This window comes from Ruegeria sp. BC7 (genome assembly GCF_056539165.1).
In genome coordinates, this window is record NZ_JBQFUL010000004.1 from 147,712 (window position 1) to 170,247 (window position 22,536).

The window sequence follows — 22,536 nt, forward strand, 5'->3', positions numbered from 1 at the left end:
GCTGCATAGCTTTGCCTTGCTCGATACCAGCGAAGGAACCCGGCGGCTGCATGGTCACCGGGCGTCTTTGCGGGCAAGGCGGCTGAACAATCGTCCTCCGGGCGCAATGGGTTTGACCGACCCGCCGCACTGTTATTCGTTTCGGAGACTATCATGAGCACAATCCAACACCGCATCGTTCGCTATGGCGAACTGCAGCCCTGCAAAACTGCCTTTATCGACGCCCACACGCCGGGTTCGGACCAAAAGGAAAACTTCACGATCATCGGTGGCGGGGTGTCCGAGTCGCCTGATCAGCATGTCCACATCACCGATAAGATCGGGTTCAACATTGGCGCGGCGGGACAGCCGCCCAAGTGCCGCAACTCGCTGCACAGCCACACCACGGCCGAGGTGTTCTTTGTTGCCAAGGGCCGTTGGCGCTTTTTCTGGGGTCGCTACGGGACGGCGGGCGAGTTCATCGCCGAAGAGGGTGATATCTTCAACATTCCCACGGGCATCTTCCGCGGTTTTGAAAATGTCGGCCAGGACTACGGCATGATCATGTCGATCCTTGGCGGAGATGATGCAGGCGGCGGGGTGACGTGGGCTCCACAGGTGATCGAGGACGCTCAGGCGCATGGGCTGATGCTGGGCGACAACGGGGTTCTTTATGACTCCAAAAAGGGGCAGGATTTGCCCCACAATGTCCGCCCGATGCCCTTGCTGACCGAAGAGCAACTGAAAGACTATCCCGAAGTTCCTGTCGAGGATGTCGTCGGCAAGTATGTCGCGCGGTATTGGGATCTTATGGCGTTGTCGGCCAACACACCCGCGCAGGTGATCGGCGAGAACGGGATGATCAGGGACAAGCCCGGATTCGAGGTCGACTTCCTTGGGCGCGGGTCTTGTGTGACAGACCCGGTAAAGGCCGAAAGGCCCGTGGTTCTTATGCCCGCAAGCGGCCACTGGCGCATTGCGGTCGATGGATACGAAACCACATTGTCCACGGGTGACACGGCTTTGGTTCTACCCGGTGAGGCTTATAGCGTGTCACCGTCGATGACCGGGCAGGCGGGCTTGTATCGGATCACCGCGACCGACGACCCGGCGGGCGCGACCTGGATCGGGCAATAGGAAACCGGAGGCTCTGCATGACCAAAATCCATACCACACATGTGGGGTCTCTGCCCCGAACTCAGGAGGTCGTGGACTTTATCTTTGCCCGCGAAAACGGAAAAGCGTTCGATCAAGGCGCTTTCGATGCGTGCATGGCCTACACGGTCGCAGAGACGGTACGCAAGCAGGTCGAGGCCGGAATTGACATAGTCAGCGATGGCGAGACCTCAAAGATTTCCTACGCAACCTATGTCAAAGACCGCTACACAGGTTTTTCCGGTGACAGCCCGCGCAATGCGCCTGCCGATTTGAAGATGTTTCCCGGCTTTCTGCAACGTCTGGCGGATGATGGTGGCACACCCCAGTATGCGCGGCCAATGTGCACGGGCGAGGTCCGCTCGAAAGGGCAGGGGGAGCTTGAAAAGGATATTGCGAACCTGAAGGCGGCAATGAAACAGCACGGGGTCGAACGCGGGTTCATGAACGCGGCATCTCCGGGTGTCATCTCGCTGTTCCTGCAGAACGATTTCTATCCCACGCGTGAAGCGTACCTTTCGGCATTGGCAGACGCGATGAAAGGGGAATACGAGACGATTGTGGCCGCGGGTCTGGACCTGCAACTCGATTGCCCCGATCTGGCCCTGTCGCGCCATATGCTGTTCACGGACCTGACCGACGAAGCCTTCGTTCAGATCGCTAACATGCATGTCGAAGCCCTGAACCACGCGCTTCAGAACGTGCCGCAGGACCGCGTTCGGGTGCATATCTGCTGGGGCAACTATGAAGGGCCGCATTGTTGCGACATCGCAATGGACAAGGTGTTCAGCACCCTGATGGCCACCAAGTCGCGCTATGTGCTGTTTGAAACCTCCAATCCGCGCCATGCGCATGAATGGACCGTGTTCCGTGACCGCAAGGCTGAGATTCCCGACGACAAGATGCTTGTGCCCGGCGTTGTCGATACGACGACCAATTTCGTCGAGCACCCGGAACTTGTGGCGCAGAGGATCGGACGCTTTACCGATATTGTCGGCGCGGATCGGGTGATCGCCGGCAGCGATTGCGGTTTCGGCACTTTTGCGGGTTTTGGCGCCGTTGACCCTCAGATCGCATATGCCAAGCTGGGCGCGTTGTCCGAGGGCGCAAAGCTGGCCTCGGCATGACACCGTTGATCCTCTTGCCGGGCATGATGTGTGATGCCCGTCTTTTCAGACCCCAGATCGAAGTGTTGTCCGGCAGGATGCCTTTGATGACCTTTCCGCTAGGTATGCATGACAACGTTCAGGACATGGCGGCCGACATCCTGAGCTCTGCGCCGCCGGTCTTTGCTCTGGCCGGTTTGTCGATGGGTGGCATCGTGGCGATGGAGGTGCTGCGACAAGGGGCCGGGCGTGTTTCGCGCATTGCGCTGTTGGACACCAATCCGCTGGCCGAGATGCCCGAGGTCAAAGCGCGACGCGGACCCCAGATGGCCGCCGTGCGCGAGGGCCGTTTGTGGCATGTGATGCGCGATGAAATGAAGCCCAACTATCTGGCCGACGGGCCGCGTCAGGGCGCTATTCTGGACTTGTGCATGGAAATGGCGACGAATCTGGGTGCGGACGTGTTCTTGCGCCAATCCAAGGCGCTGATGGATCGCCCCGACCAGCGGGCGACCCTGTCCGCCTATCCGGGAAAGTCGCTGGTGCTATGCGGCAGGGAAGATGGTCTATGCCCCGTCGAGCGGCACCAGTTAATGCACGATCTGCTATCACACAGTGTGCTTGAAATCATCGAAGGCGCGGGCCACCTGCCGACGTTGGAAAAACCAAATGAAACCACGGCGGCCCTGATCCGCTGGTTGGAGGACACATGACACCGTCCCTTTTGTCACTACTTCGCAAGGTTGATACGCCAACCGTCTGCAACGCGATCGAAGTTGCGCAGGGCAAACGAGGCTTTGACGGCTTCACACGCGGAACCATGTTGTGTTCTGCACCGGACGAACCCCCAATCGTTGGCTACGCCCGTACTGCCAAGATCGCGGCGGTAAACCCGCCCACCGAGCCTGCGGACGTCATCCGAACCCGCCGCATGGCGTATTACAAATATATGGCTGATGCGCCCGCCCCATCGGTTGCAGTGCTGGAAGATGTGGACTTTCCGAATTGCATCGGTGCCTATTGGGGTGAAATCAACACCTCAATTCACAAGGGGTTCGGAATATCCGGCGCTTTGACCAACGGTGTGATGCGTGACCTCGGGGGTGTGCCAGCAGGTTTCCCCGTGGTTGCTGGCTCTGTCGGGCCAAGCCACGGTTTCGTCCATGTTCGAGAGATCGATACCGCCGTTTCGGTTTTTGGCCTGACCGTCAATCCGCATGACCTGATACACGCCGATCGGCACGGTGCGCTTGTAGTGCCTGAAGATGTTGTCGATCAGTTGGAAGGTGCTATCCAAAAGCTATTGTCGACCGAGCGCATTATTCTGGATGCAGCCACACAGCCTGACTTTGACTTTGACGCATTCCAAGCCGCGTGGACAGCTTTTGAAAAAGCCAGGGTTTGAGGGCAAGCGCCGTCAAACCTAAGCTACTGACCGGTCGCCCGCTCTTGTATCGGCGATGTCTGTCTTGGCAGGCAGAACCTTACGCGGCGCCTTCCGTCACCTCATCAGGAACATTCAATCCGCCTATCTGGGCCAGCAAAGCGACGATTTGATCAACACCTTTGCGGTGCCGAAGTGAGGTGAACACGAAGGGCCGCCCATTGCGCATCCTTGTTGCGTCACGGTCCATCACATCAAGCGAAGCCCCCACATGCGGGGCCAGATCGGTTTTGTTGATGATCAGTATGTCAGACTTCGTGATTGCCGGGCCGCCCTTGCGCGGGATTTCCTCACCCGCGGCCACGTCGATCACGTAAAGCGTCACGTCTGCCAGTTCGGGGCTGAACGTGGCCGACAGGTTGTCGCCGCCGCTTTCGATCAGCACAACCTCGACATCGGGGTGGCGTTCTTGCATTTCGGCAACTGCGGCTAGGTTAATAGAAGCATCCTCGCGGATAGCCGTATGCGGACAGCCGCCAGTCTCGACCCCGATGATACGGTCTTGAGGCAGAATCTGCATCCGCATCAAGGCCTCGGCATCTTCGCGTGTGTAGATGTCATTGGTGATCACACCCACCGAGAGCTTGTCGCGCAAAGCCTCGGACAGGGCCGCGGTCAGAGTGGTTTTGCCTGCACCCACCGGTCCACCGATGCCTACACGCAGAGGGCCGTTCATGCTGCTCATGTTCGGAACATCCTTGAGTATTGAGTTTCGTGTTTCATCGACGCGATGTCGGACAGGAATGTGGTTGATCCCAGATCGTCCAGCCCTGCGTCCAATGCGGTTTTCGCCACCTTCTGGCAAATCGGCGTGAGATCGCGGATCATTCGTTGCCCCTCGGTCTGACCCAAGGGCACAAGCCGCGTGGCGCATGCGACCAGATTTGACATGAAGGCCTGAAGAAACATCTGCGCCGTAAGGGGCAGGGGCAAACCTTGGCGTTGCGCTGCGTAGCCTACCGCCACCGGATAGGTCAGGCTCTCTATTTCCATTGCCCAAACGTCTGCAGTTACGCCGCAAAACGCTTCGCCCAGAAGTCGGGTTTCCAGTAGCCGCTCGGACGAGGCGCAAAAAGCGCGGGCTGTCTGATCGGCAGCCGCCAGGTCTTCCCGAGTTTTCGCGGAATATGCAGAGGCAAGAAACACGCAGTCATTTCGACCCGAGCCATGCTGGATCACGTCTGCAATCCATTCCTGCGTGTCGCTTGCATCAGTGACGCTTCCACATTCGATGGCCCATTCCAGCCCGTGCGAATAGGCGAAACCGCCCACGGGATAGGCGGGTGACAGCCATTGTGACAACGTCAGGATATCTATGTCACTGGGAGTGGCCATGTGTCCTGCCGTGGCCATAAGCGCCGCCCTCGGGGGTGAACGGCTCTTGCACCTCGCGCACAGTTGCGCCGATTTTCAGAAGCATGTCCCGAATGACGTGATCCACCTGGATCAGCAGCCGATCTGCCTCGACCTGACAGGGCGTGTGGCGGTTACCGATGTGCCAGGCGATACGGATCAGATCTGGTGCCGTGACTTCCAGCAATGCCTCGGGCGCTGCCTGAATCCCGACCTCGCGCCCGTCATCAAGGATGAGCGCTCCGCCGTGGTCCAGCGACGTGGTCTGAGCCAGATCGATAAGGATTTGCTCGCCGCTTTCGCAGGTCAGAACCTTCCGACGCAAAAAACGGTTTTCATAGGTCAGTGACAGGTGATCCGCAGGATCGCCATGCGAGTGACCTGAATACTGGCGTGCAGTGCAGAGCAGGGCGGTCATGCGTACGCCCCCACTGCGGTACCGGCTGTCAGAGCCAGATGGAATCCGCGAAGACGCGGTGCACGATCCGATCGCGTTTCAAGCCAAGCTTTTCCAGTTCCTCGTCGCTGAGCGACTGCAGGTGCTTGACGTGCTGAATCCGAGACTGGGCTTCGCCCATTCTGATCAGGGCCGAGTAAATCGACGATCCAACTGCGGCGATTGTGCCGGACAGCGAAAAGCCGGTTTGTGTCTGATGTGTCGTGTCTGCCATTTGGACCCTCGTAAGTATTCAAAACGTTGGTCCTCCCTTGGGTCATATAGTTTGTCATTTCAGCCTCACTGAGTAGTGGGTGTTTGATCATGGCTGCATTGCGTATGCTGCAATGCAGCATAATTTTTGGTCAGAACATAAAGTACCTCTGAGCCATCGGTAGAACTTCGGCCGGTTGGCAGGTCAGTAGTTCACCGTCGGCGCGCACTTCGTATGTTTCAGGGTCGACTTCGACCTTGGGGGTTGCGTCGTTCAGCTTCAAGTCGCGTTTACCGATGTTGCGCGTGTTCTGGACGGCAATCGTTTGCTTGGCCAGCCCCAGTGTATCACCGATCCCCTCGGACTGCGCGGCTTCGGAGACAAAAGTGATCGCCGAATTTTCGACCGAGCGGCCATAGGCTCCGAACATCGGGCGGCTATAAACCGGCTGCGGCGTAGGGATCGAGGCATTCGGGTCGCCCATTTGAGCGCAGGCAATCGTACCGCCCAGCAGAACCATCTCGGGCTTGACCCCAAAGAAGGCCGGGTTCCACAACACCAGGTCGGCGCGTTTGCCCTCCTCGATGCTGCCGATCTGATGGCTGAGGCCGTGGGCAATCGCCGGGTTGATGGTGTATTTGGCGATATAGCGGCGCACGCGCATATTGTCGTTCTCGCCGGTTTCTTCGGGCAAACGACCGCGCTGTTTCTTCATCTTGTCAGCGGTTTGCCAGGTGCGGATCAGAACCTCTCCGACCCGGCCCATCGCCTGACTGTCCGACGCGATGATCGAGAACGCGCCCATGTCGTGCAGGATATCCTCGGCCGCAATCGTCTCACGCCGGATGCGGCTTTCGGCAAAGGCCACGTCCTCGGGGATGGATTTGTCGAGGTGGTGGCACACCATTAGCATGTCCAGATGTTCCTCGACCGTGTTGACGGTGAAGGGGCGGGTCGGGTTTGTGGAAGAGGGCAGGACGTGGTTCTCGCCACAGATTTTGATAATGTCTGGGGCGTGGCCGCCGCCTGCGCCTTCAGTGTGGAAGGCATGAATAGTCCGGCCTTTCATCGCGGCCACGGTGTTTTCCACGAACCCGGATTCGTTCAGCGTGTCGGTGTGGATCATCACCTGCACGTCCATCGCATCCGCGACCGAGAGGCAGCAGTCGATGGCGGCGGGGGTGGTGCCCCAATCCTCGTGCAGTTTCAGCGCGCAAGCGCCCGCGTTGATCTGTTCTTCCAGCGCGGCGGGCAGTGACGCATTGCCCTTGCCCGCAAAGGCCAGGTTCATCGGGAAGGCATCTGCGGCCTGCAGCATCCGCCCGATATGCCATGGCCCCGGCGTGCAGGTGGTGGCCAGAGTGCCGTGCGCGGGGCCGGTGCCGCCGCCTAACATGGTCGTCAGGCCGGAATGCAGCGCGTCTTCGATCTGTTGCGGGCAGATAAAGTGAATATGGCTGTCGAACCCACCGGCGGTCAGGATACGCCCTTCGCCCGCGATAGCCTCAGTCCCCGGACCGATGATGATGTCGACGCCGGGCTGCGTGTCGGGGTTTCCGGCCTTGCCGATCTTGGCGATGCGCCCGTCTTTCAGACCCACATCCGCCTTGTAGATGCCCGAGTGGTCCACGATCAGCGCATTGGTGATGACCGTATCCACGGCTCCTTCGGCGCGGGTGGCCTGAGACTGCCCCATCCCGTCGCGGATCACCTTGCCTCCTCCGAACTTGACCTCTTCGCCATAAAGCAGCGCGTTGCTACCTGCCCCGCCGGTCTGGGCGGCCCCCGCGCGTTCGGCGGTCAGGTCGCGTTCCACCTCGATCACCAGATCGGTATCGGCCAGCCGCAGCTTGTCGCCGGTGGTGGGGCCGAACATGGCGGCATAGTCAGAACGTTTGATTGTTGCTGGCATCAGAGCGACCCCATAACTTTTTGATTGAACCCATAAACCTTACGCGCGCCGCCGATCGGGATCAGCGTGACCTCGCGCGCCTGACCCGGCTCGAACCGCACGGCGGTGCCGGGGGCGATGTCCAGACGCAGGCCATGAGCTGCGTCCCGGTCGAAGTCCAGAGCGGGGTTGGTTTCCGCAAAGTGGTAGTGCGAGCCGACCTGAACAGGGCGGTCGCCGGTATTGGCAACCATCAGAGTAATGGCCTTGGCGCCAGAGTTCAGGGTGATCTCGCCCTCGGCCGGGAGCAGCTCTCCGGGGATCATTTGTTCAGCTTTACCATCAGGGCCAAGGCCGCCAGCGCAACGACCGCCAGACCAACGCCCAGAGTTGCATAGTCCGAACCGTGCGCATGGACATGCGTTCCGTTATGGGCTGCGGCAGGGCCAGCAAGGATCAGTGCGGGAAAGAGCATACGGGTCATATCGGTGTTCCTTTTTTCAGCGAATGGGGTTGTGCACGGTCACCAGCTTGGTGCCGTCGGGAAAGGTAGCTTCGACCTGAACCTCGTGGATCATCTCGGGTACACCTTCCATGCATTGTTCCCGTGTGATCACCTCGGCCCCGGCCTGCATCATGTCCGCGACCGAGCGACCGTCGCGCGCGCCTTCGACGACGGCGTCGGTGATCAGGGCGATTGCCTCGGGGTGGTTCAGCTTGACGCCGCGCGCCAATCGCCTGCGGGCGACCTCGGCGGCCATAGCGACCATCAGTTTATCTTTTTCGCGAGGGGTCAGGTTCATGTCAGATCATCCAGCATCGGGGTAGAGTGTTGTTGTTCAATCGTCGCAGCACCGGCATCAGCGAACGACGGAGTGTGAAACTGTTTTCAGCCAGCAACCGCACTACAAGCAGGTCGCTTTGGATCAGGCTGGCTCCGGCGGTTTCAGGCAGCATCTCGCGGATCGCGTCCAACTGGCCCTCAGCCGTATGCGAGGCAAATGCGATCAGCGCCATTGCCCCAGCTTTGTTCGCGATGTGAGGCTTGGATAAATGAGCGTGCAGATTTCCAGTGAACCGAGTGGCGTCCAGAAACACAGCCTCTCCGTCCCGCCGGATTTCAATTCTGTCCTGCAGGCGGATATTGGTTAGGGTCTCACCCATCGCCGCGCGTCCAAAGACCAGTGGTTCAACCAGCAGTGCAGTCGCATCCGGTGCCATTTCGATCGACAGTTTTCGATCCAGCGCGCTGCCGTCAAAAAGGATGGTTTCCTGCGGCAGCCAGTTCAGCCGCGCCCCGGCATCAACCATCACGTGATTGTAGATTTTGCCCGCTGGCCCTGGTTTTGCCTTGTACGCCCTCTCACACGCTTGGGTCGTTATGGTCAGAGTGGTGCCGTGTCCCGCGTGTCCGTGAAAGCGGAACGAGTCCCCGCCAGTGATCCCGCCAGCCGTGTTCAAAAGCACCGCGTCCAATGCGTTTCCGTCGGTGCGGGGAAACAGACACTTGAACGACCCGGACTGCCGAAACCCGTCCAAAACCGACTTTTCGCCCATTTGCTTGGCACTCAGGCGAATCGCACCCTTTGCACGCGGAGGCATTGCGTCCTGCTTGGGCAATATGGAGGCATGATGAGTAATGGCGCACCTGCGAAACAAGAAGTTATGCCGCTTGTTTCACCGTTCTCGCGTCGGAACTCTATTCCGCGACGCCGTTTTTCGACGGTTTTCCCTAGTGTGAGATTAAATTTTAGGCACGCTCTGAAAGTTGCGATCAAAAATTAAGCAGAAACCGCCGATGTGGGAAATTGGTCTGACAACTATTTGCTAAAACGTCGGCAATACAGAATCCGTATGGGTGCCCGCCGTGGAGATGACCCGGGGGTGTGTGACGGCTGCGCGAATTGGACCTCGGACACAACCGCCACACGGAACGCAACAATAGTTGCGGGGATCAGGTAGAAGAAGACCGCGCCTATGCGCAAGCCCTCTCGCCCGGAACCCGCCAGGAGGATTACATGAAATCTCTCAAATCCACACTCGCCGGTTCGGCGGTATTCGCAGCCATGGCAACCGCTGCGCTGTCGGCTGAAGACACCATCAAGGTGGGCGTGCTGCACTCGCTGTCGGGCACAATGGCAATTTCGGAAACCACCCTGAAAGACACCATGCTGATGCTGATCGACCAGCAAAACGCCAAGGGCGGTCTGCTGGGCAAGCAGCTTGAGGCCGTTGTGGTCGACCCCGCATCCGACTGGCCGCTGTTCGCGGAAAAAGCGCGCGAGCTGCTGACCGTGCATGAGGTGGACGTGATCTTTGGCAACTGGACATCTGTAAGCCGCAAGTCGGTTCTGCCGGTGATCGAAGAACTGAACGGCCTGCTGTTCTACCCGGTTCAGTATGAAGGTGAGGAATCCTCGAAGAACGTCTTCTACACCGGCGCCGCGCCGAACCAGCAGGCGATCCCTGCGACCGACTACTTCCTGGACGAGCTGGGCGTCGAGAAGTTCGCGCTGCTGGGCACCGACTATGTGTATCCCCGCACCACGAACAACATTCTGGAAAGCTATCTGAAGCAGAAGGGCATCGCGGACGAGGACATCTTCGTTAACTACACACCGTTCGGTCACTCTGACTGGTCCAAGATCGTGGCTGACGTCGTCGCGCTGGGCGCGGATGGTAAGAAAGTCGGTGTGATCTCGACCATCAACGGCGACGCGAACATTGGCTTCTACAAGGAACTGGCAGCGGCTGGCGTTTCGGCCGATGACATTCCGGTTGTGGCGTTCTCGGTTGGTGAGGAAGAACTGTCCGGTCTGGATACCGCAAACCTGGTCGGTCACCTGGCAGCTTGGAACTATTTCCAGTCAGCGGACACCGAAGCCAACGCGGAATTCGTTGAGACATGGAAAGCCACCATGGGTGATGAGCGCGTGACCAATGACCCGATGGAAGCTCACTATATCGGTTTCAACATGTGGGTTAACGCCGCGACCGCTGCTGGCTCGACCGAAGTTGACGCTGTGCGTTCGGCCATGTACGGGCAGGAATTCCCGAACCTGACCGGCGGTACCGCGGTTATGCTGCCGAACCACCACCTGGCCAAGCCGGTACTGATCGGTGAGATTCAGGAAGACGGTCAGTTCGACATCATCAGCGAAACCGACGTTGTGCCGGGCGACGCCTGGACCGACTTCCTGCCGGAATCGGCAGTGCTGAAATCGGATTGGAAGGAACTGGACTGCGGTATGTACAACACCGAAACCAAGACCTGCGTTCAGACTCTGTCGAACTACTAAACGATCCTGCAAGGCGGGTATGATCACCCGCCTTGCCCCAAGACATTCGGGTTTCACTACATGTTACGACTTTTCCTTGCGGGCCTTGCATTCCTGTGCGCCTGCATGACGGCCAACGCGCAAGAGGTCGGTCTGCAGCCGATCCTGCAAGAGCATCAGGAAACTATCGCAAAGAGTTCGCGCAAGACCATCGGGCCTGCGATTGACGCCATTGCGTCTAGTGGATTACCACAAGCGCAAACCATGCTTGAGACTTGGGCTGCCAAAAACATGTGGATGCGCAAATCCGATGGGCTGTTTTTTGCAGGCGAGAAGGCCGAGGGCCGGTCGTACACGCTGACCGATCTGGATACCGGCGAGGTCGTCGGTACATTTGAAAAATCGGACCTGAAGCAACTGAAACCCAACAGCGGCGTGCGGGCGATGATCGGCACGGCGCTGGTGCAATTTCAACTGACCGACCCAAGCCGTACCAGGCGTCTGGCCGCCTTGGAATCCATTCAGCGCGACCCCGAGGGTGCGTTGCTGGAACCTTTGCGGGCTTCGATCGATGATGAACCCGACGCGGACCTGAAGGCGCGGAAACAACGACTCGAGCGACTGCTGACGATTGGGTACGACACGGACACTGCGGCTCGTTTGGCCGCGATCGAGGAAATGTCCGACGATCTGGGTGTGGATGTACGCGCTGCGCTGAACCCTCTTGTCGTGACCAGACGACAGGCGGCTGTGGACCTGCCATCGGACGTCAATATTGCTGCAATTCTTGAGTCGGGCTCGGATGAGCTTTCGCAGGATGAGGCATATGACCTTCTGATTGCCGCCGGCCTTGCCTCGGCGCGCGTTTCGCCCGATGACATTCGGGCCGCGCTGACGGCCAACATAGATGGCGGGCGCGTTGGCGGTATCCCGGTTGCCCAGCTAAACACGGAAGCGGCACGCGCGCAGGCATATGCAGCGCTGGCCGAGGCCGGAACCGTGCCGGCGCTTGCCACCCAAGCCGACATCGACGCAGCGCTTGGATCGCATGTGTTCTATGAAACCTATGCCGAGCCGGTGCCAGAGGTGACCGCCGCCGCCGAAGCCGCCTTGGAACAGATCGAAGTGAAGGTCGGCCTGAACCAGACACTCGACCTGACGCTTGACGCGATCTCTCTGGCTTCGATTTACTTTCTGGCGGCTATCGGGCTGGCCATCACCTTTGGTGTGATGGGCGTGATCAACATGGCACACGGCGAGTTCATCATGATGGGCGCCTACACAGGCTATGTCGTGCAGCAATTCATCCCGGATCATACCCTGTCAATCATTGTGGCCATTCCCATGGCCTTTGCTGTTACCTTCGCCATGGGCGTCGCGATGGAGCGGCTGGTGATCCGTTGGCTTTATTCGCGCCCGTTGGAAACACTGCTGGCGACTTTCGGTATCTCGATCGCGCTGCAGCAATTGGCCAAGAACATCTTTGGCACACAGGCGCGCCCGCTGACTGCTCCGGGTTGGCTGGACGGGGCGTGGGTGCTGAACGATGTCGTTTCGATCAGCTATATCCGCATCGCGATTTTCGTGCTGGCGATGATCTTTCTTGGGCTGTTCCTCTACATCATGAAGCGCACGCGCCTGGGGCTTGAGATGCGCGCTGTGACACAAAACCCGCGCATGGCGGGGTCGATGGGGATCAACCCCGGTCGGGTAAACATGCTGACGTTTGGTCTTGGTTCGGGCATTGCCGGGATCGCAGGCGTGGCCATTGGTCTCTTTGCCAAAGTCACGTCCGACCTGGGTAGCGACTACATCGTTCAGAGCTTCATGACCGTGGTAGTCGGCGGCGTCGGCAACATCTGGGGCGCGCTGGCGGGCGCAGGCATGATCGGCTTCCTGCAAAAAGGGATCGAGTGGATGAACCCCTCGAACACCCTTGCAGCGCAGACCTACATGATCGTGTTCATCATCATCTTCATTCAATTCCGGCCCAGAGGCATCATCGCTCTCAAAGGCCGCGCAGCGGGGGACTGAGTCATGGAACGAAGTTTTGTCGCCAAGAATCCGTCCGTGCTTGTCTTTCTGGCCATCCTGTCCCTGTTCACCCTTGGCGTGACCATCTTGTCCGAAGGGTTTGGGATTGGCGTGATCTCGACCAGCTTCGTCAAGACTTTGGGCAAGACCTTGTGCCTTTGCCTGATCGCTGTGGCTATGGATCTGGTCTGGGGCTTTACCGGCATCCTGTCGCTTGGCCATTTCGCGTTTTTCGGGCTGGGCGGTTACATGATCGGCATGTGGCTGATGTATGAGCGCACCCGCCTGATCGTGGTCGAGTCGCTGTCCCAAGCCGACATCCCGCCAACTTCGGCCGAGGTCGTGGATGCGATCGGTACGCAAATCTTCGGCGTCGTTGGGTCGTCGGACTTCCCTCTGATCTGGGCCTTTTCAGACAGCTTGGTGCTGCAACTGGCGCTGGTCGTGCTGGTGCCGGGCTTTCTGGCGCTAATCTTCGGTTGGCTTGCTTTCCGCAGCCGGGTGACAGGCGTTTACCTGTCCATTCTGACACAAGCGATGACACTGGCGCTGGCGCTTTACCTGTTCCAGAACGACAGCGGATTGCGGGGCAATAACGGCCTGTCCGGGTTGCAGAACCTGCCGGGCGTCACCGCCTCGCAGGACGTGGTGTCGGTCTGGTTCCTTTGGGCTTCGGCGCTTGCGCTGGGGCTGGGATACATGCTGGCCGCCTGGGTCGTGTCAGGCAAGTTCGGGTCGGTCATTCGCGGCATCCGCGACAACGAGGCGCGCGTTCGGTTCCTTGGGTATTCGGTCGAGGTTTACAAGCTGGCAGTATTCACGCTGACCGGCTGTGTGGCGGCCATTGCGGGCGCGCTGTACTATCCGCAGGCAGGCATCATCAACCCCGAGGAGATGGCGCCCATCGCCTCGATCTATCTGGCTGTCTGGGTCGCCATCGGCGGGCGCGGGCGCCTTTACGGTGCCGTCATCGGCGCGGCGTTCGTCAGTCTGCTCAGCACGTGGTTCACCGGTGGTCAGGCACCGGATATTCCGCTGGGGTTCTATACGATCAAGTGGGTCGATTGGTGGCAGGTGCTGCTGGGTGTCTCTTTCGTGCTGGTCACGTTGTTTGCCCCGCAGGGTATCGGCGGACTGTTTGACCTGTGGTCCAATCGAAAGCACCCGGACCGACACGGAGCCAGCCTTGGCCCTGATGACGGAGCCCTGCGCGAGAAGGAGGCCATCGAATGAGCACCCTGTTAGAGGTCAGCGGAGTCTCGGTCACGTTCGACGGGTTTCGCGCAATCAACAATCTGTCTTTCCAGATCGGCAACGCAGAGCTGCGTGCCGTGATCGGGCCAAATGGCGCTGGCAAGACGACCTTCATGGATATTGTCACCGGCAAGACCCGGCCCGATGAAGGCCGTGTGATCTGGGGCGAAAAATCCATATCTCTGCTGCGCATGAGCGAGGCCAAAATCGCGCAGGCCGGAATTGGGCGAAAATTCCAGAAACCCACCGTGTTCGAGGATCAGACCGTGCAGGAAAACCTGCTGATGGCGCTGAAGAACAAGCGCGGCTGGCTAGGTGTTCTGTTTTACCGACCCTCGGCACAGGATCTTGGGAAGGTCGAGGAACTGGCCGCCGAGATTGGGCTGAAGGATGAGTTGAGCCGCAAGTCGGGTGAGCTCAGCCACGGTCAGAAGCAATGGCTCGAGATCGGTATGCTGCTGGCGCAAGAGCCGCGACTGCTGCTTGTGGATGAACCCGCGGCAGGAATGACCCCGCAGGAACGAGAGCACACGACCGACCTGCTGGTGCAGGCCGCGAAAACCCGCGCCGTGGTAGTCGTTGAGCACGACATGGAGTTCGTCCGCCGCCTGAACTGTAAGGTGACGGTTCTGCATGAGGGCTCGGTTCTGGCCGAGGGGTCTCTGGACCACGTGACATCTAATCAGGACGTCATCGACGTCTATCTGGGACGCTGAACGATGCTGAAACTGAACGATCTGACCCTTCACTATGGTCATTCGCAAATTCTCTACGGCATTTCGATGGAGGCGGCACAGGGCGAAGTGACCTGCGTGATGGGCACCAACGGTGTCGGCAAAACAAGTCTGATCAAGGCGATCTCGGGCACGCATCCACGTTCGGGCGGTCAGATGGAGTTGAATGGGGAAAACCTTGGTATCCTTCCGGCACATCGGATGGCTTGGAAAGGCGTGGCCTATGTTCCTCAAGGTCGCGAGATCTTCCCCCTGCTGACCGTGCGTGAGAATCTCGAAACGGGATTTGCCTGCCTTCCGACCAGCGAGCACTACGTCCCTGACGAGATATTTGAGCTGTTTCCAGTGCTCAAACAGATGCAGAACCGGCGTGGCGGTGACTTGTCTGGCGGCCAGCAGCAACAACTGGCGATCGCGCGTGCCCTGATCACCAAGCCCAAGCTCTTGTTACTGGACGAGCCGACAGAGGGCATCCAGCCCAACATCATCCAGCAAATCGGAGAGGTCATACGCCACCTTCGCTCCAAGAGTGAAATGGCGATTGTGCTTGTCGAGCAGTATTTCGACTTTGCCTACGATCTTGCAGACCGTTTCGTCGTGCTAAGGCGTGGCGAAATACTGATGAAGGGAAGCAGGCAGGAACTTTCACGCGATCAGGTTCTGCAGGGCGTCACTGTATAGAACGCGCTTTCAGGCAAATTTTAGAACCGCCTCGTGGAAACGGGGCGGTTTTCCCGTCTGACGTTAAAGATTTCTTAAGAATCACATCCCGACTCGCCCTCTGACGACCGGGTTTTGGACACAAATCTGCCCAAAACGAACAAAAATTCCCGTTATGCGGGAATTCCTTTTTGTTTGAGGGGAGGTTTGGGCGTCAAACAATTGGTAACGATTTTATTAACGGGGATGTCTGCCTCGTGTGTGTGCGAATTTCGCACTTGGTAAAACAGTCTGGAGTAAAAATTATGTCGAATACTATTCGCAAGTTCTTTCTGAAGCTGCGCAAAGACGAGCGCGGTGCGACCCTGGTGGAATATGGTATCGCCCTGCTGGTCGCGATCGTTGCCGGTGGCGGCGTTCTGATCACCGTTGCACAAAGCACCAGCTCTAACTTCGTAGAAGCAGATGGTGCTATCACTGCACGTTCAGCGACCCCAACGCCGTAAACCATAGGTTTACCACTCGGGCGCGGCTTATTCTTGTCAGTTGGCAGCGCGCTCGAGTTCGTTCGTCGGAAGGTCATTCAGTTGATCCCGTCTTCCAAGTGGAAAGACCAAAAAATTCAACTCTCCCGGAGCATCTGTTGGGTGAGTTGGAACATTCGACCCAAAATTGCGTCAGTGTGAATGCTGATTTGCTCAGTTTGATTGAAGATCGCCCAAACCTGACAGCCAAAGCTAACTTCGGAAATTGGAGGGCAAAATGCGCGTTAAGTCTTTTATGATGACAGTCTTCGGTGTCGCCTTAGCAGGTGGCGCGGTGTTCTGGGCAAAGGACCAGCTTGAGAGAAACCAAGCTCAGGAAGCGGAAAGCGCTATCGTGCGCGTCGTTGCTGTTGCAGAGGATATTCCGTTCGGCAACCCGATTGAGGGACACAAGCTGACCACGATTGATTGGCCTGCTGACTCCGTGCCGTCAGGGGTATTCACCAACTTTGAGGACGTAGTTCCACCGGTCGGCGGAGAGCCGCGCCGTGCCAAACGCGCCTTGGCTCAAGGGGAAATCCTTTTGATCTCAAAGGTTTCGGAATTCGGTGAAAAAGTAACGATTGTTCAGACGCTTGGTGAAGGTAATCGTGCAATGGCGATCAGCGTTAACGCCCAGACAGGCGTTGGCGGGTTTGTGACGCCGGGTGACTTTGTCGACATCGTTTTGACGCGGGGCAGAGACGCTGAGCTGCGTGCTCTGACCATCCTGCAGAATATCCGTGTCATCGGGGTCGACCAGAAAAACGATGAAGAATTGGATCAGCCAGGGGTCGCTCGTACTGTGACTGTCGAAGTGACACCCGACGAGAGCCAGCGACTGGCCCTTGCTCAAAAAGCCGGTCAGCTGAGCCTGTCTCTGCGGTCGCTCGATGAACTTGACGATGAACCGCTGGAAGCCGTCCGCCTAAGCGACATCCTGCTGGAAAAATCGCCGGTTGATGATGGAACGCCTCAGCCGATCGTCAAAGTGCGCCGTGGAATTTCCGATGTTCAGGAAGTGCCGGTGGCCGACAATACACGTGAAGAAGAAGTGCCGGTTACAGATACGTCCAGCGCCGTGAACTAAAGCGCACCGAGTTAAGGAGGGTTAACGATGTTCTCGCTAAGCAAGTTCAAGAAAGAAGAAGACGGTACGATCCTGATCTTTGTCGCCTTGTGCTTAGCCATGATCGTCGGGTTTGCCGCGCTAACCTTTGACTTGGGCCGCATGGCCTCGACCCAAACCGACCTACAGGCTTATGCCGATCACGTCGCATTGGCCGCCGCTGGAGAGTTGGACGGAAACGCGGACGCAATCACTCGTGCCACAAATGCTGCCGGGGCGATGATCGTAGACAAACAGTTCTTTGCCGAGGGTGATCAGACCCTGGACTCGGCTGCGGACTTCTCACTGCGTTTTCTGACTGGTCTGCCGAAACCGGACGATGATCCCGAAGATGATGACTCTGTCGATAGTTTTGTTACAACGGATCCCACTCTGGCCGTAATGGTCGAGGTGACAGCCACGCCCAGAACAGTTTTCCTGCCATTCGCCCGAGCTTTGGCGACCCTGGTTGGGGCTGCCGCTCCAAACGAACAGATCAGCGCACAGGCCATCGCGGGTTACACGTCTTATGCCTGCGATGTGACGCCGCTGATGTTCTGTATTCCGCGTGGATGGACATCCAATGCGAATAAAGGGTCCACAATCAAGCTTCGCACCGGAGGGAATAGTTCTGCGTGGGGGCCGGGGAATTTCGGGTTCCTTGACCCAGAAGATATTGGAATCAACCCGAACGGTCCTTGTGTGGACAGTTCCGGTAAAGAGTTGACCGGCTCCAAACTCTATATCTGCTTGATTGCGGCAAACGGCAACTTGACCAAATGCGTTGCTCAACGAGGTGTCGACACCGAGCCAGGTCAAAGAAACGGGATCGGCAGCGCCATCTACAATTCGCGCTTTGACATGTTCAATGCGACGATGAAGAGCTTCAAAAATGATGCTGCTTATGCACCTGGACCCCAAGTGATTTCCGGCTGGGAAAATACAGGCGGTAGCTGCCTTGGCAATAACCCGACGCTGTCACCCGATACGATGCCCTTCCCGCCCGATGATTGTTTTGCAGAAAATACCTGTGCCACGTTGGTTCCAAATGGCGCTGGTCGGTTTGGGGATGGTTACTGGGGTGACGGCAAAAGCGACTACCTTGCCTTGAACTATGGCACGGGTCTTGATCCCGAAAACAATCCCCTGGAACAGCATCCGGCGATTGAAAGTGGCCTTGTTACGATGCCGGCAGGAACGACTCGCTATCAAATGTACCTTGATGAGATCGACAAATTTAAGAATGTGACAAACATCCTTGAAAATCGGAGTGAGACTGGTCGAGCGCAATGTGCCACGCAACCAAGTTCCGATCCCGACCGCAGAACCTTTGTCGCAGCCGCGATCAATTGCGACGACAATCCAGTGGCAGGTCGTGCAGAGAACGTCCCGGTCCAGGAATTTGTGAAAGTGTTCCTGATCCAGCCGCTTGAGGAATCCTCTGGCAGTGATTTTGACATCTACGTTGAGGTTATCGAGCAAGTTGGTGGATCTGGCACAAGTACCGAAGAAGGTATCTTCCGCGATGTCGTGAGGTTGTACCGGTGAGACGTCTGATTGCACATATCACGCGGCTCAAGCGTTGTGACGCTGGTGCACCGATGGTTGAATTCGCCATGGTCCTTCCTCTGATACTCCTGTTTCTCGCAGTGATCATCGAAGGGGGGCGCATCACCTGGATTCATCAGGCGACGGCGGCGGGTGTTCGGGATGCGTCACGAATGATTGCACGTATTGCGCCCGTGGATTTGTGCAGTGCGGGGACCGTCGCCAATTACGACACTTTGGCGACAACTATCGTGACCAACCAATTGGGCGGTTCGTCAATCATGCCCGCAGGCGCGACAATTGTTGATGTCACTCCGACTTGCATCCCCCGGACGGGAACGTACCGCGTAAGCCCGGCATCTATTGTTGAGGTCACAGCAGAGATCGAAATCGACTATCTTTTTGGCGGAATATTTGGCTGGTTTGGTGACTCACTAACGTCGTTGACCGCAGAAATCTCGGATCAAAGCAGGGTGTATGGCGTATGAAACGGTTTGCACAAATCTCCCGCAGATTTTGGCGTCAGGAACGTGGATCGGCTCTGGTCGAGTTGGCCATCGTTATCCCGCTGTTTTTACTTCTGATTTTCGGTGTGGTGGACTATGGTCGCCTGTTCTGGTCAACGACCGCCGCGCAGAAGGCTATGCACACGGCCGCCAGACTTGCGACCGTTGGCCCACCTTTGTGCGGAATTCTTCCCCCGGAACATGAACTGGCAGGTGGTGTGACCACCAACCCTAGATTTGGGACTTTGTGCAGAACGGGTGGTTCAGGTGGTATTTGTGTTGACGAAAGCAAAACAGGGAATCTGCCAGAGCCGTGCACCTTGGATACGTCAACGCCGTATGGCGCCCGCATCTGGGATGAGATTGGGCCTTTGCTGCCGCCGGGATCGTCCCCTGCCAATGTTCAGTTTACCTATTCGCATGATTGGCGGCTTGGTTTCCTGGGCGGCCCCTACACGCCAGTTGTCACGGCGGACCTTATCGACGTTGATTTTGATTTTGTAATGCCACTGGCGGGACTGGCTGCATTTGCAGCACGCAATCCTGCGGTCACGTCCAATACCCCAAACAGCATTTCCCTTCCCGCCATGAGCACTTCGGTCCCTGCCGAGGACCTTGCTGTAGGTGACGGGGTGGTAGAGTGAGGAGAAAGATAATGAGTTCTAAGCAGATTTCCGTATTGCTGATTTCGCCTGATGAACAGATCTATTCGGCTATCGAAGGATCGCTGGCTGATCAGGACAACTGCGAGTTCACTGGCCGAAAGGATACGGTGGAAGGCGTAAACGGGTCGGCAATCTCACTTACTGCGCTGCATGACGTGGTCCTTTTTGATGTCGACGAAACGTCCGACAATATGCTCGACACGGCGCAATCGATTTGCGACGCGCGTATGCCGAACGCAATCATTATCGCACTGGCTCCCGAGGATCTGCCGCTTGAAAAGGCCCGGCAGCTCAAGAAGCTGGGCGTGGATGACGTGCTGCCCCGAAAGGCGATCAACGAAGAGATCGTCCCGCAGGTAGACGCAATCCGGGCTCGCCGCCAGGCGCAGTTGCCTGCCGTTTGGGGCGGTCAGGCGACTCTCGGCAAAGTTATTGCCGTAGCGAAGTCCCGGGGTGGGGTCGGGTCTTCGCTCGTTGCCGCAAACATGGCCAACGAGTTGCAGTGCAAGGAAGGTTTCTTCAAGAAAAAGGCCGCGAACGAAGTTGCGGTTGTGGACCTCGATTTCCAGTTCGGCTCCATTGCGGCCTTGATGGATGTGGAAGAAAGCGACGCGATGTGGCGGATGGCGATGGAAGAAAGCATCCCCGATTCCGCATTTCTTGAGCAAGCCATGACAAAAGCGCCCTGCGGCGTGGACGTATTGGCCGCGCCTTCGCGCTATGGCCCGCTGTCTGCCATCAAGGAGGAGCAGATTTCCGCGATCCTTGATAGCCTGAAACGTACCCATGACTATGTCGTTGTCGACCTGCCGCGTGCGCTTGTGGAATGGATTACTCCGGTGTTGGCCCAGGCCGACAGACTGTACCTTGTGACGGATGTAGCAGTTCCCTCGGTGCGTTCAGCACGCAAACTGATGGATTTCTATCAGGCTGAAAACCCGGCCATTGATATCCAACTGGTCGCCAGCCTTGAGAAAAAGCCGCTGTTCCCCGCTGCGCATCATCGCGCTGCTGCGAAACTGCTGGAACAGGACTTCGCCTATTGGGTGCCAAAGGATGACCGTACCGTGCGTGAATCCGTTGATCGCGGCATTCCTCTGCAGGACGTTTCAAACAGGGCACCTGCGACGCGGGCGATCAAGAAGCTGGCCGATGAAACCCGTATCTCTATGCCTCCTCGTGTGGGCAAGTGATCGTTCATCAGAAAAAGACGTGAATTAACAAGTAGTAAGGGTTGGAATATGTTTCGTGAATTTGACAGAACAGGTCGCACGTCCGCTGGCGCAGCCAAGGTTGTGCCTTTGGACACGAAGCAGGTTTCCGACAACGTGTCGGATATTGCTGCATTTGATGCCGAGAAAAAGGCAAGTCAACAGGCGTTGGAACTGGATCGAATTGATCTGAAGGCGCGGATGCACAACTCTTTGCTGGATAAGCTGAACCTGGCAGTAATCGACAAGGTCGAGGAGGATACACTCCGCGGTGAAATCGGCAGGCACGCGACCGAGCTTTTGCGCGCCGAAGGCCGCGCCATGCGCAGCGAAGAAGTCAAGCTGTTGGTTGAGGAGTTGATGCACGAGGTGCTGGGGCTTGGGCCTCTGGAGCCCCTGCTGGCCGATCCGACGATCAACGACATTCTGGTCAATGGACACCAGCAGATTTTTGTTGAACGTGGAGGTATTCTTGAAAAAACCTCTGCCCGTTTCCGCGACGAGCGCCACTTGCTGAGAATTATCGACAAGATTGTCAGCCGCATAGGTCGCCGTATCGATGAACGCCAGCCTTGGGTGGACGCGCGTCTCGAAGATGGTAGCCGCGTGAACGCGATTATTCGCCCCTGTGCGCTGGACGGCCCAGCCTTGTCCATTCGTAAATTTGCGCGCGTTCCCCTGACAATGCAGCGCTTGGTTCAGAACGAAGCTCTGAACGATAGCGCGGCGACCCTGTTGCGGGGACTGGTCGAAGCAAAGATGAATGTCTTGATTTCTGGCGGTACGGGTTCCGGTAAAACCACCATGCTGAACGCCCTGTCGTCGTATATTGGGGGCAGAGAGCGGATTGTAACCATCGAAGATGCCGCTGAATTGCAGTTGCAGCAGGAACATGTGCTGCGCATGGAAACACGCCCCGCGGGTCTGGACGGAACCGGCGCAGTTGCACAGCGTGACCTTGTCCGAAATGCGCTGCGGATGCGACCCGACCGCATCATCGTTGGCGAGGTTCGCGGTTCAGAAGCCTTTGATATGTTGCAGGCGATGAACACGGGTCACGACGGTTCGATGACCACGGTACACGCCAACAGCCCACGGGATGCATTGTCGCGTGTTGAGCAGATGGTTCAGATGGGCGGAATGGAGCTTCCACACTCGGCGATCCGGGCGACCATCGCTTCGGCCATCAATTTCGTGCTGCAGCTGAATCGTTTGTCCGACGGGACACGTCGTGTGACTTCCATTGCCGAAGTAACCGGTATGGAAGGCGATATTGTCACCATGCAGGACATTTTTGTCTTTAAACGCGAAGGCAAAGATGAAAATGGCAAGGTTCTGGGGCGCTTTATGGCTACTGGTATTCGTCCGAAATCCAGTGATGCCTTGGCTGCCGCCGGGATCGACCTGTCCTCTGTCAAGTTCAACTGAGGAGATCA

The 22,536-nt window shown here is 57.7% G+C and carries 25 protein-coding genes; 16 read left to right on the plus strand and 9 right to left on the minus strand.

What is annotated here, in order from left to right:
* The first annotated feature begins 153 nt into the window (after positions 1–153).
* Genes ACR0KS_RS13140 through ACR0KS_RS13155 form a run of 4 tightly spaced genes read left to right on the plus strand, consistent with a single transcriptional unit; the run spans position 154 to position 3,645 of the window.
* Entirely contained in the window at positions 154–1,116 is a 963-nt protein-coding gene (locus ACR0KS_RS13140; RefSeq protein WP_170566255.1) for a cupin domain-containing protein, read from the plus strand.
* Between the two features lie 17 nt (positions 1,117–1,133).
* Positions 1,134–2,261 carry a cobalamin-independent methionine synthase II family protein gene (locus tag ACR0KS_RS13145; RefSeq protein WP_170566259.1) on the plus strand — a complete coding sequence of 376 codons (1,128 nt, stop codon included), beginning with the start codon at positions 1,134–1,136 and terminating at the stop codon, positions 2,259–2,261.
* A complete protein-coding gene (locus ACR0KS_RS13150) occupies positions 2,258–2,953 on the plus strand; it encodes an alpha/beta fold hydrolase (protein ID WP_170566262.1) in 696 nt (231 codons plus the stop codon). Before ACR0KS_RS13145 ends, ACR0KS_RS13150 begins: the two co-directional genes overlap by 4 nt.
* A complete protein-coding gene (locus ACR0KS_RS13155; RefSeq protein WP_170566266.1) occupies positions 2,950–3,645 on the plus strand; it encodes an RraA family protein in 696 nt (231 codons plus the stop codon). Before ACR0KS_RS13150 ends, ACR0KS_RS13155 begins: the two co-directional genes overlap by 4 nt.
* 79 nt (positions 3,646–3,724) lie before the next feature.
* Here the strand turns inward: ACR0KS_RS13155 and ureG are convergent, their stop codons facing one another.
* The 9 genes from ureG to ACR0KS_RS13200 form a co-directional block, all read right to left on the minus strand.
* On the minus strand, positions 3,725–4,369 hold the full coding sequence (gene ureG / locus ACR0KS_RS13160) for an urease accessory protein UreG (RefSeq protein WP_170566269.1): 645 nt from the start codon (positions 4,367–4,369) through the stop codon (positions 3,725–3,727).
* A complete protein-coding gene (locus ACR0KS_RS13165) occupies positions 4,366–5,019 on the minus strand; it encodes an urease accessory protein UreF (protein ID WP_170566273.1) in 654 nt (217 codons plus the stop codon). The genes ureG and ACR0KS_RS13165 overlap by 4 nt, the downstream gene beginning before the upstream one ends.
* On the minus strand, positions 5,003–5,455 hold the full coding sequence (locus tag ACR0KS_RS13170; protein ID WP_170566277.1) for an urease accessory protein UreE: 453 nt from the start codon (positions 5,453–5,455) through the stop codon (positions 5,003–5,005). The genes ACR0KS_RS13165 and ACR0KS_RS13170 overlap by 17 nt, the downstream gene beginning before the upstream one ends.
* A 28-nt stretch (positions 5,456–5,483) precedes the next feature.
* Positions 5,484–5,708 carry a hypothetical protein gene (locus tag ACR0KS_RS13175; RefSeq protein WP_170566280.1) on the minus strand — a complete coding sequence of 75 codons (225 nt, stop codon included), beginning with the start codon at positions 5,706–5,708 and terminating at the stop codon, positions 5,484–5,486.
* A 130-nt stretch (positions 5,709–5,838) separates the two neighbouring features.
* On the minus strand, positions 5,839–7,599 hold the full coding sequence (gene ureC / locus ACR0KS_RS13180) for an urease subunit alpha (protein WP_170566283.1): 1,761 nt from the start codon (positions 7,597–7,599) through the stop codon (positions 5,839–5,841).
* On the minus strand, positions 7,599–7,904 hold the full coding sequence (locus ACR0KS_RS13185) for an urease subunit beta (RefSeq protein ID WP_170566302.1): 306 nt from the start codon (positions 7,902–7,904) through the stop codon (positions 7,599–7,601). The genes ureC and ACR0KS_RS13185 overlap by 1 nt, the downstream gene beginning before the upstream one ends.
* On the minus strand, positions 7,901–8,062 hold the full coding sequence (locus tag ACR0KS_RS13190) for a peptidase M23 (RefSeq protein WP_170385200.1): 162 nt from the start codon (positions 8,060–8,062) through the stop codon (positions 7,901–7,903). The genes ACR0KS_RS13185 and ACR0KS_RS13190 overlap by 4 nt, the downstream gene beginning before the upstream one ends.
* A 16-nt stretch (positions 8,063–8,078) precedes the next feature.
* Positions 8,079–8,381, minus strand: a complete 303-nt coding sequence (locus ACR0KS_RS13195) for an urease subunit gamma (RefSeq protein WP_170566305.1) — start codon at positions 8,379–8,381, stop codon at positions 8,079–8,081.
* A gap of 1 nt (position 8,382) precedes the next feature.
* Entirely contained in the window at positions 8,383–9,180 is a 798-nt protein-coding gene (locus ACR0KS_RS13200) for an urease accessory protein UreD (RefSeq protein WP_170566307.1), read from the minus strand.
* Positions 9,181–9,596: 416 nt separating this feature from the next.
* Between ACR0KS_RS13200 and urtA the strand changes: the two genes are divergently transcribed.
* The 12 genes from urtA (at position 9,597) to ACR0KS_RS13260 (ending at position 22,528) form a co-directional block, all read left to right on the plus strand.
* Positions 9,597–10,877 (plus strand): urea ABC transporter substrate-binding protein, encoded by a 1,281-nt coding sequence (gene urtA / locus ACR0KS_RS13205; RefSeq protein WP_170416731.1) that lies wholly within the window; start codon positions 9,597–9,599, stop codon positions 10,875–10,877.
* 60 nt (positions 10,878–10,937) lie between these two features.
* On the plus strand, positions 10,938–12,890 hold the full coding sequence (urtB, locus tag ACR0KS_RS13210; protein WP_170566310.1) for an urea ABC transporter permease subunit UrtB: 1,953 nt from the start codon (positions 10,938–10,940) through the stop codon (positions 12,888–12,890).
* Positions 12,891–12,893: 3 nt separating this feature from the next.
* Positions 12,894–14,123 (plus strand): urea ABC transporter permease subunit UrtC, encoded by a 1,230-nt coding sequence (urtC, locus tag ACR0KS_RS13215; protein ID WP_170566313.1) that lies wholly within the window; start codon positions 12,894–12,896, stop codon positions 14,121–14,123.
* The gene (gene urtD / locus ACR0KS_RS13220; RefSeq protein WP_170485604.1) at positions 14,120–14,860 is read left to right on the plus strand and encodes an urea ABC transporter ATP-binding protein UrtD; all 741 of its coding nucleotides are present in this window, start codon (positions 14,120–14,122) and stop codon (positions 14,858–14,860) included. Before urtC ends, urtD begins: the two co-directional genes overlap by 4 nt.
* 3 nt (positions 14,861–14,863) lie before the next feature.
* Entirely contained in the window at positions 14,864–15,559 is a 696-nt protein-coding gene (gene urtE / locus ACR0KS_RS13225; RefSeq protein WP_170566316.1) for an urea ABC transporter ATP-binding subunit UrtE, read from the plus strand.
* A gap of 284 nt (positions 15,560–15,843) precedes the next feature.
* Positions 15,844–16,044 (plus strand): Flp family type IVb pilin, encoded by a 201-nt coding sequence (locus ACR0KS_RS13230; RefSeq protein WP_170566319.1) that lies wholly within the window; start codon positions 15,844–15,846, stop codon positions 16,042–16,044.
* Between the two features lie 256 nt (positions 16,045–16,300).
* Positions 16,301–17,152: a Flp pilus assembly protein CpaB gene (gene cpaB, locus ACR0KS_RS13235; RefSeq protein ID WP_170566322.1), complete on the plus strand. Its 852-nt coding sequence runs from the start codon at positions 16,301–16,303 to the stop codon at positions 17,150–17,152.
* 27 nt (positions 17,153–17,179) lie between these two features.
* Positions 17,180–18,718, plus strand: a complete 1,539-nt coding sequence (locus tag ACR0KS_RS13240; protein ID WP_170566325.1) for a Tad domain-containing protein — start codon at positions 17,180–17,182, stop codon at positions 18,716–18,718.
* Positions 18,715–19,206, plus strand: a complete 492-nt coding sequence (locus ACR0KS_RS13245) for a TadE family protein (protein ID WP_170566328.1) — start codon at positions 18,715–18,717, stop codon at positions 19,204–19,206. Before ACR0KS_RS13240 ends, ACR0KS_RS13245 begins: the two co-directional genes overlap by 4 nt.
* Positions 19,203–19,868 (plus strand): TadE family protein, encoded by a 666-nt coding sequence (locus tag ACR0KS_RS13250; RefSeq protein WP_170566331.1) that lies wholly within the window; start codon positions 19,203–19,205, stop codon positions 19,866–19,868. The genes ACR0KS_RS13245 and ACR0KS_RS13250 overlap by 4 nt, the downstream gene beginning before the upstream one ends.
* A gap of 11 nt (positions 19,869–19,879) precedes the next feature.
* A complete protein-coding gene (locus ACR0KS_RS13255) occupies positions 19,880–21,082 on the plus strand; it encodes an AAA family ATPase (RefSeq protein WP_170485610.1) in 1,203 nt (400 codons plus the stop codon).
* 48 nt (positions 21,083–21,130) lie between these two features.
* Entirely contained in the window at positions 21,131–22,528 is a 1,398-nt protein-coding gene (locus tag ACR0KS_RS13260; RefSeq protein WP_170566333.1) for a TadA family conjugal transfer-associated ATPase, read from the plus strand.
* Positions 22,529–22,536 lie beyond the last annotated feature (8 nt).

Bases quoted from the DNA above. Each gene is read 5' to 3' on its own strand.
- ACR0KS_RS13140 (WP_170566255.1), top strand. From the start codon at position 154: ATGAGCACAATCCAACACCGCATCGTTCGCTATGGCGAACTGCAGCCC.
- ACR0KS_RS13145 (WP_170566259.1), top strand. From the start codon at position 1,134: ATGACCAAAATCCATACCACACATGTGGGGTCTCTGCCCCGAACTCAG.
- ACR0KS_RS13150 (WP_170566262.1), top strand. From the start codon at position 2,258: ATGACACCGTTGATCCTCTTGCCGGGCATGATGTGTGATGCCCGTCTT.
- ACR0KS_RS13155 (WP_170566266.1), top strand. From the start codon at position 2,950: ATGACACCGTCCCTTTTGTCACTACTTCGCAAGGTTGATACGCCAACC.
- ureG (WP_170566269.1), bottom strand. From the start codon at position 4,369: ATGAGCAGCATGAACGGCCCTCTGCGTGTAGGCATCGGTGGACCGGTG.
- ACR0KS_RS13165 (WP_170566273.1), bottom strand. From the start codon at position 5,019: ATGGCCACTCCCAGTGACATAGATATCCTGACGTTGTCACAATGGCTG.
- ACR0KS_RS13170 (WP_170566277.1), bottom strand. From the start codon at position 5,455: ATGACCGCCCTGCTCTGCACTGCACGCCAGTATTCAGGTCACTCGCAT.
- ACR0KS_RS13175 (WP_170566280.1), bottom strand. From the start codon at position 5,708: ATGGCAGACACGACACATCAGACACAAACCGGCTTTTCGCTGTCCGGC.
- ureC (WP_170566283.1), bottom strand. From the start codon at position 7,599: ATGCCAGCAACAATCAAACGTTCTGACTATGCCGCCATGTTCGGCCCC.
- ACR0KS_RS13185 (WP_170566302.1), bottom strand. From the start codon at position 7,904: ATGATCCCCGGAGAGCTGCTCCCGGCCGAGGGCGAGATCACCCTGAAC.
- ACR0KS_RS13190 (WP_170385200.1), bottom strand. From the start codon at position 8,062: ATGACCCGTATGCTCTTTCCCGCACTGATCCTTGCTGGCCCTGCCGCA.
- ACR0KS_RS13195 (WP_170566305.1), bottom strand. From the start codon at position 8,381: ATGAACCTGACCCCTCGCGAAAAAGATAAACTGATGGTCGCTATGGCC.
- ACR0KS_RS13200 (WP_170566307.1), bottom strand. From the start codon at position 9,180: ATGCCTCCGCGTGCAAAGGGTGCGATTCGCCTGAGTGCCAAGCAAATG.
- urtA (WP_170416731.1), top strand. From the start codon at position 9,597: ATGAAATCTCTCAAATCCACACTCGCCGGTTCGGCGGTATTCGCAGCC.
- urtB (WP_170566310.1), top strand. From the start codon at position 10,938: ATGTTACGACTTTTCCTTGCGGGCCTTGCATTCCTGTGCGCCTGCATG.
- urtC (WP_170566313.1), top strand. From the start codon at position 12,894: ATGGAACGAAGTTTTGTCGCCAAGAATCCGTCCGTGCTTGTCTTTCTG.
- urtD (WP_170485604.1), top strand. From the start codon at position 14,120: ATGAGCACCCTGTTAGAGGTCAGCGGAGTCTCGGTCACGTTCGACGGG.
- urtE (WP_170566316.1), top strand. From the start codon at position 14,864: ATGCTGAAACTGAACGATCTGACCCTTCACTATGGTCATTCGCAAATT.
- ACR0KS_RS13230 (WP_170566319.1), top strand. From the start codon at position 15,844: ATGTCGAATACTATTCGCAAGTTCTTTCTGAAGCTGCGCAAAGACGAG.
- cpaB (WP_170566322.1), top strand. From the start codon at position 16,301: ATGCGCGTTAAGTCTTTTATGATGACAGTCTTCGGTGTCGCCTTAGCA.
- ACR0KS_RS13240 (WP_170566325.1), top strand. From the start codon at position 17,180: ATGTTCTCGCTAAGCAAGTTCAAGAAAGAAGAAGACGGTACGATCCTG.
- ACR0KS_RS13250 (WP_170566331.1), top strand. From the start codon at position 19,203: ATGAAACGGTTTGCACAAATCTCCCGCAGATTTTGGCGTCAGGAACGT.
- ACR0KS_RS13255 (WP_170485610.1), top strand. From the start codon at position 19,880: ATGAGTTCTAAGCAGATTTCCGTATTGCTGATTTCGCCTGATGAACAG.
- ACR0KS_RS13260 (WP_170566333.1), top strand. From the start codon at position 21,131: ATGTTTCGTGAATTTGACAGAACAGGTCGCACGTCCGCTGGCGCAGCC.